Below are 7,969 nucleotides of genomic sequence, written 5' to 3'. Positions count from 1 at the left end.
GATTGCTTGGGACTACTAATCCAGAAGAACGAATTGCAGACCTCTCTTCCTTTTTAAAATTAAATGACATCACCGAGGAAGTAATAAAGCTAACGCAGAGTCAAAGTAAAAAGCTGATTATACTCATAGATAGATTAGATGAAGGTTATGAGCCAGATACAATTGGTGTCGGTATAGTCGATGGAATCATTTATGGAACTGATGAATTAAGAAATGCGTTAGGAGAAAATCTACGAGCGATTGTTTTTCTTAGAGATAACATTTTCAGAGGTGTACAGACGGAAGATTTAGATTTCTCACGAAACTTAGAGAGTCAAGTGTTGCGCCTACACTGGGATCCAGAGGAACTCTTTTTCATGGTTTGTAAACGGATTAGAGCGGCCTTAAATATTGAAGTTGAAAGTGATATTAAAGTTTGGAACGCCATTACGAGTGCCGAATTACATGGAAGAGAAGGTTTTAAAAGATGTTTACGGCTTACACTTTATAGACCTCGTGATGTTATTGCTTTACTGAACGCCGCGATTGAGCAGGCAAGACGACAAAAAAGAGAAAAAACCTTAATTGAAAACGACTTTCACGAATCAGCTAAACAAATTTCTGTTATTCGATTTGATGATCTTAGTAAAGAATATGCCTCAATTTTCCTTGGTGTGTCTCAGCTTACAACAGCGTTTGCTAATGGGCCAACCAAGTTTTCCGTCGATTTTGCTATCCAAACCATTAAGCGCATTCGAGATAATCCAACGCTTGACGCTGACGTTCTGCAGCATTTGATAATACTGGGTACCGAAATAGATATAGCAAAAGAACTATATGGTATAGGGTTTTTCGGAATGTTAGATAAGCAAAACAGCACTTGGGTATTTTCGCATGACGGTAAGAGAGCAAATAAGAATATTTCGATTGGCGACTCTTTAATGGTTCATCCTTGTTATTGGAGCGCACTTAATTTGCAGAAAGATGACCTTGAACAAGGCATTGCAGAGCAGATATTCGACGATTACGAAATTACGATTCATTCGCTTACTACGGAGCAGCGTTCCGCTAAATTAGGTCAACTTATTTCTGAGTTAGGTAACCTGTCCCTTGGCCAGGATGATGCTTCAGGTTTTGAAGGCTGGTGTAAGAGGGTTATAGAGATTGCATTTGCAAAAGAATTAACGAATATCGAACTTCATCCGAATAAAAATGCAGCGCAGCGAAGAGATATAGTTGCTACCAATCAAGGAATTAACGGGTTTTGGAAGCGTATCCGAGAAGATTATTCTACTCGTCAGGTTATTTTTGAAGTAAAAAATTTCGAAATAATAGGTGTCGAAGAATATCGGCAAATGAATGGGTATCTGAGTAAGGAATATGGCAAGTTGGGATTCATAATTTGTAGAGATAAGCAGCCAGGCTTAACTAAGGGCAGAGAACTGGAGGCATTTAGAGAATTTTATTTGCAAGATAAACTTATAATAAAAATAACCGCCAATAGTTTAACAAGCATACTTTCAAAACTTCGGAGTCCTACAAAAAAAGACTTTGGTGATGAGGTGTTAGATAAATTATTAGATGACCATATTCGCTTATATTCCACTGGGCAAAGTACTAAAAAGTCTACAAACCGTAGGAAAAAAATTTAACCACGTGGACTTACAAAATCAATCTGTACAGAAAATAAAGAGCCGTAGATACGATTAGCGACAGCGTAATCGTACGCATGAGTTTTGTTGATTACATTCCTCCGATTACGCTGTCGCTAATCGGGGCTACGTGGGCTATGGCAATCGCCCTATTCCCGTATGCCGCGCCGAGCATCGGAGCATTTATCGGGAATAACCCGTTAGGGGCGCGGCATGGATGCCGCACGTTGTCAAAGGGACAGGGAGTCCCTTTTGACAACCCCCGGTAAATGCGAGAAGCGCAGGAAACAAGCGGCATCGGGCGGATTTCTTTTGGATACTTTTCTTTGGCGGAAAACTGCTCCTGCGTTTTCCGCATTCGCCACATCCATGTGGTTTTCCGCGCAAAGAAAAGTATCTCGTCCGTGGGTACGAGAACCCGCATTCAAACAACCTCGCGGTAGCGACACTTTATTAATACCCCTCACCCTAACCCTAGCGGCGCAGGTTCCATACCTGCTGCCGTACTTCCACCTTCCCTGGCGGTCGTCCCACAAGGGGAGAGGGGATGAAATGTCGATTTCGTTCATGGTTCGACAAGCTCACCACGAAAGGTTTTTCCATCCCTGGTCTCTGGATTCCGGCAATCCATGCCGGAATGACGATATACGGTTTTTTAGGAAACGCTTTACATGTCTTTCAACAAGTGCAGGATTAAATATAACATATTGATTAAGTATATATAAATTAGTGTTCTTACTGAATGACCAAACCATAAAGAAATCGATTTCTTCTAGTGCTATAGATGACCTATGGATAGTCATACCCCAAACACAACAACAAATGCTATTATTAAGCCGCAGCATAAAAATAAACCATCTGAAACAAAAAGGTTCGGATTATGACTAAGTTACGTGTTGGGATTATTGGGCTTGGACGGGTAGGGCGTGGCATCATCCGCGCTGATTTTGATCAGGCTGGGGGCGAAAAATATAATTTATGCGCGTTATGCGACGTCATGCCTGAAAATCAAGTCACATACCTGCTGGCGAATGACAGCACGTATGGCAAGCCGCCCGTTTCCTTGGACTGTGAAAATAAATTCATTACCTTTGCAGGCAAAAAAGTCCCTTACGTACGCGGCGACAGGCGGCGCAACATTCTGGGCCACGAAAGTTTCGCGGAGCTTCGGGACTTGGAGCTGGATGTTATTATTGATTCCACCGGGACGGCCAACATCAATGATTTGCGCGGGCTGATAGAACAAAAGATTGCCAAAAAAGTCCTGTGCACCGCCAACATTGCCGGGATTGATGCCAGTATTGTTTATGGCGTGAACCATAAACAATACGATCCTTTACAGCATCACGTCATTGCCGCCAGTACCTGCACCGGTAATGCCATGGCACCGGTGGCATATATCTTGAACAAGCATATCGGTATAGATTATGCGCGGATCATCACCATACACCCGGCCCTTTCCGACCAGCGGGTATTGGACGGCTTCCATTTTTCTGTCCCGCAACTTGGACGGACATGTGCCGCCTCTATCATCCCAATCAGCACCAATGTTGCAAAATCAACCGCCCTTGTCTTGCCGGAGCTTGAAGGCAAGCTTGATTCCATATCGTACCGGGTACCTACCACCATTGTTTCGGCTATGGACGTGACAGCGACCTTAAGCAGGGATACGAGCTTGGCAGAATGTATTGAACTGATGGAAAATTATGCCCAAAACGAGCTTAAAGGCATCATCGATTGCGAATATGACGCTTGGGGCCATGAGAAAGTCAGCATCGACTACTTAGGGAGTGAATACTCTGCCATCATCCTGATGAAACATTTACAGGTGAGCAACCAACGGCATATGGGCTTATCGATCATGCACGATAACGAGAGAGCCTATTGTTGCCGCGTCCTGGATGTCTTGGGTGTATTACAAGACGCTTGGGTTCAGTAATTAATAAAGCTTGATCTGTGAATAAATCCTTCGTTCGACAAGCCCAGGGCGAACGGCAAGATGTTGATTTTGTTCGCGATGTGATTGCAGAGCCCTGGCGCAATTAACTTGTGCAAAGTCCCCTTAAGTGTTTCCATCACCTAATGGTTTGGCTTTCTCCGGTTCTACTTTCTTATTCCACAGGCCATTGGCGGCATAGCAGTTCCATCCCCATTTTAGCCAGTTGAGCAGTGACGCTGCCAGCCAGAACGACCACAGCAACATGAGCAATCGATACGCGATCAGCGGTACGGAAACCGCTGTTGCTTGCGGCAAGGTGGATGGGCTCCTGTCCTGATACCAGTTCAAATCAAAAGCCGAAGACTGGTTTCCGGTGATCTGCATATCGGGCGAGCCGCCCAATAAGCCTTGTTCCACCGCAAAAACCAGTATGGCCAGCGAAGATAAGGTGAATAAGCCGATGATTACCTGGAATAAATTGAAATATTTTATGTGGGTATCCAATAACCGTCCGCGCCAGCCCAAAACCATTAACCACGCCACGACTAAACAGGCAGATTCCATCGGCACTTGGCTTAATCCGAGCAGCAATAAGAACCAATGCCAGCCCTTTAACGGAGTCAGCGGGACTTTCCCCAAGCCTATCGCCAAGATACCGATTACCATCAGCACGCCCCAGAATAGCACCGCAGGCCCTAGCTTTGGCCCCCAAACAAACAACACCCAACGGTCTTGACCTAAACCCATATTAAGCCGGGTATTCACGCTAGGTTGCCCTAAATCCAGCCGGGGCGTTTGGGTTATGCTGGAGATTTCTGACTGCTCTTGCCAGCTTAAAACCACGTCCTGTTTGCCGGGATTGATCGGCAAGGTAAGCTTCCTGCCTTCTTGCCGTAACGGCAATGTTTGCCCGTTTATCGCCACGGATTGCAACTCGGCCAGTTCCGGCAACGTCAAGGTGTGCTGTGTGCCTTGCGAGCTTCGGATACTCATCGTTAAGTCCGCATCCAGCGAGCGTTTGCCCGGCTTGATGGCTAACTGGCTGCTATCTATCGTTAAGGTTTGCCCTTCCAGCGTCTTGGGACGGGTTATTTGCAAGGCCAATGTTTCGCCCGGCCAGGGGTGCCATTCCGGTAACCATAGCCCTTCGTTGTTATTATGGATGACGGTAATCCCGCTGGCCTCAATATGCCAGATGGGGCTGACATCCGCTTTCCAGACTTCTACCCATTGGCTGGTTTGTGTAGCGGAAAACGTAATTTTTTCGGATTTTTCCAAAGTCGATTCCCATTGCATCACCGATTGCTGTGCGGGCATGTTGACTTCGACCTTGGCATTTTTGACGTGAATGCCGGGCGTTGTCACCAATTCCCCAGCCAATAAGGGAACCTCCAGCACAACCGCAGAATCGGCTGGCGATAGCCTGATGACTTGGGTGATTACCCGCCAGTCTAGCCCCAGTTGCAAGGTACGTTCGACCCTGACGAAGGGCGGCAACAGGCCGGGGGCAAGGTTTGTGCTTTGGGCATTATCCGCTGCCTTGCTGGTACGGTTGAATTGCAGTTGATTGTCAACCTGCCCGTTGTCTTGCAGTCCGCTGGCTTGCCAACCGCCCTGCGCGGTTTCAACCGTCACGCGATTCGGCCTTAAGGGCAAAGGCAAGGTAAACGTCGCCAGCAGAGGTGCTGCACCGCGCAGCACAACCTGGTGCTCACCTGCAGACAAATACAGCCATAAGCCGTTGCCGTTACGATAAAGCCCTGTCGCCGATTTGCCGTCAACGGTGGCTTGGTTAGGAAACCATTGCTCATAAGTGGCAGGCAATGGCAGGTTGACTGCTTGCTGGGCGTGGATTTGCAGGGTGATTTCGACAGCATTCTCGTTGACCGCCACTTTCATCTGCGGGATTTGGGCGCAGTTGGGGAGGCAGTCAGGGGCTTCCAGCAAGCGGTTTTTCAGTTCGTCCAGCACGTCTTTGGTTGGAATATCCGCGTAGGCTTTTTGCGTGGGCATTGCCACGAGTGGCAGCACCAGCAACCACAATAAGACAGGGGTTGCGGTTTTGAATTTGAAGCTAAGCTTTCCAGCCAATCCAAACATGAGCATAGCAAATACAGCCACCAAGGCAACCCGGATGAAATTCAACAACATTACGAGCGTGGGCGAGAGATACCATAAGCGCAATTCTTGCCCAGAATCCACCGAGCCATTCCAGGATAGATGCACCTGATGCCATTGCCACTGCGGCAAACCGGGGCCGGTCTGCACTTTGGCATCGGGATCGTAGCGGCTGAAATCGGTGTTTAATTCGTAGGACGACCCAGCAAACCCACCGGAACCATATTTACCTTTCCGTTCTGGCATGATGGCTTTCGCCATTTCCTGCTCTTGCATGGGTTCGGATGCGGGGGCTACGGCATCCATTGCCGATGTTGCCTGGTTCATCGCAATAGGCGGCGCAGGACTAGGTGCAGTCGTCGGAAACACCGCCTGTTGCCACGGATATTCCAACTGCGGGTACAGCCCCATCCGCACTTGGTTGACCATAAACGGGATGACGATCAGGACTAAAGCCAGCCAACATGCATTGCGATACCATGTGATGGCAGTCAAAAACCTGCCTTGCGGCAGCACTTTTAATAAAGCCGTGGCTGCCAGGATATTGAGCCAGACATACTGGGGAGAACCCGCTTCATGCCAAATCAAGACCAGCGTCAACAAGGCAAACGCCCCCCACAGCCGACCGAATAAGCGGCTGGTTGCCAATGCCGCGATCAACACCAAAAATAAATCCAGCAAGGTCCAGCGTGCGATCCAAGTATTCGGCACATTATCGACACCGCTGGCGGCGAGCAAGCGCCAGCCTGGCGGTAAATTCAATTCCGCGTTGACTTGATTGAAATTTTGCGCCCAACCCACTGCGCTTATCGACCTGATATTACCGACGCTACGGCTGTCGGCATCCAGCGCAATCGTGCCTTTCCTGACTTCCACGCCCTGCTTGCCGGATCCCGTCAGGGTGATCAACTGGCTTTTGCCGTCCAGGCTGACCTTACCCAACTGCATTTCCGGCAGGACATCCAGCCGCCAGCCCTTGGTCATTTTGCCGTTAATCGTGTCGTTGATGGTGTAACCCGTGCCGTCGAAATCCAGCCACAATTTCCGGTTGATTGATAGTTGGTTAGGCTCAGGTTCGGGATCGCCCCGACGGATGACCTTCAACCCCATGCTTTCACCCTGGTTAATTTTATAGGTGGGCAAATGCCGCCATTCCTCCGGTGCATTGGTTTGGCTGGCATCAATCGGCACCAATTTATCCACCTCAACCACACGTGAATCCGGTCGGGCATCGAATACCCAGATCTCCGAATCAGGCCAGTCTGGATTGCTTGCAGCCAAGGCAATGACATGGGTTTCTTTGGCGCTTCTGGCTTCAATATCCAACTGCCATCGGCCTGGACGGACTTGTATCAACAACTGTCCATCCGCTTCAATCCGCGCCGGAAGCGGGCTTTGTAAACTCAGCGGGATAAATTCGTTAAGGATGGGTCTTGCCAGCCTGATTTCGCGCTGCTCGCCCGACACTTCCAGCACCAAGCGGGTCGTCACCTGCATGGGCACGTCATCGGCGATTTTCCTGAATACCTGGATGTCCAGGCTGTTTTGGACATTCTCCGGCTTTTTCTGGCCGATGTCGTTTTCCGTCAACCACAGTTGTCCGCCTCTAATGCTGGGCATGGCTATCGTCGCCCCGTTAATACGTAAGCCGATAAGCCCCGATTCAGCCGGAATGCCCAGGCTTTCCGGAATGGTATCCCAGAAAAAATCGCCCTTGATGTGATAAACGCCAGCCGCCAGTTTTATGGACGGAACGCCATTCCTGTCCAGCACGGTCGCTGCCTTGTCGTTGGCGGTAACATTTTGCGGCCAATGCTTTGGGTCGCCCGGCAACGTCACCCAGCTTTCCTTAAAGACATCCCAGCTAATCGCAAACGCCCCTTTCGTGGCGGTAAAATCCAAATCCAACTGGCTAGGCCAGCTACAGCGTTTTTGCTCGTAACTGTTAAAAATGAACGGGCAGCCAAGTTCGGGTTGGTCTTGCAGTACCCAGTTAACCCAGGGTTTTAAGGGCTCGGGGACTTGGTCGGGAGGCAGTGGCTTGGCATGGGCAATAACAGCAAATAAGCCGGTGAGGAAAAAAAGGATAGTTCGACCCATGTGTGTCTCCAAGATTTTATGCTTGGATTTTAGGCGCTGTAACAGAATCCTGCAAACTTGGCTAATCCACAGTTTCTTTCAACTGATGAAATAAGCCCGATATGCATGGAATGTTGCCGAAAAATGTATTTGCCGGACGTTGAGTATTTGTCATAAATTTGGATACTTATTGTCCATATAT

General features: G+C 48.5%; 4 protein-coding genes. 2 read left to right on the top strand and 2 right to left on the bottom strand.

What is annotated here, in order from left to right; all coding sequences use genetic code 11:
* A partial coding sequence (locus tag MGMO_RS19980; protein WP_036307420.1) for a P-loop ATPase, Sll1717 family occupies positions 1–1,631 on the top strand: 1,631 nt, incomplete at its 5' end.
* 230 nt (positions 1,632–1,861) lie between these two features.
* Here MGMO_RS19980 and MGMO_RS19585 read toward each other — a convergent pair.
* Positions 1,862–2,200 carry a hypothetical protein gene (locus tag MGMO_RS19585; RefSeq protein WP_152976335.1) on the bottom strand — a complete coding sequence of 113 codons (339 nt, stop codon included), beginning with the start codon at positions 2,198–2,200 and terminating at the stop codon, positions 1,862–1,864.
* A 311-nt stretch (positions 2,201–2,511) separates the two neighbouring features.
* Between MGMO_RS19585 and MGMO_RS09915 the strand changes: the two genes are divergently transcribed.
* Positions 2,512–3,570: a glyceraldehyde 3-phosphate dehydrogenase NAD-binding domain-containing protein gene (locus MGMO_RS09915; RefSeq protein WP_023494917.1), complete on the top strand. Its 1,059-nt coding sequence runs from the start codon at positions 2,512–2,514 to the stop codon at positions 3,568–3,570.
* 123 nt (positions 3,571–3,693) lie between these two features.
* On the opposite strand, the gene MGMO_RS09910 is transcribed toward MGMO_RS09915, so the two are convergent.
* A complete protein-coding gene (locus tag MGMO_RS09910; RefSeq protein WP_023494916.1) occupies positions 3,694–7,788 on the bottom strand; it encodes a hypothetical protein in 4,095 nt (1,364 codons plus the stop codon).
* Positions 7,789–7,969 lie beyond the last annotated feature (181 nt).

It is taken from the genome of Methyloglobulus morosus KoM1, assembly GCF_000496735.2.
In the GTDB taxonomy this organism is placed as follows: Bacteria; Pseudomonadota; Gammaproteobacteria; order Methylococcales; family Methylomonadaceae; genus Methyloglobulus; species Methyloglobulus morosus.
Note: the sequence above shows the minus strand (reverse complement) of the source record. Positions and strands in the feature narration are given on the sequence as shown.

Excerpts from the sequence above, each read along its gene's own strand:
- MGMO_RS19585 (WP_152976335.1), bottom strand. The coding sequence starts at position 2,200 with ATGAACGAAATCGACATTTCATCCCCTCTCCCCTTGTGGGACGACCGC.
- MGMO_RS09915 (WP_023494917.1), top strand. The coding sequence starts at position 2,512 with ATGACTAAGTTACGTGTTGGGATTATTGGGCTTGGACGGGTAGGGCGT.
- MGMO_RS09910 (WP_023494916.1), bottom strand. The coding sequence starts at position 7,788 with ATGGGTCGAACTATCCTTTTTTTCCTCACCGGCTTATTTGCTGTTATT.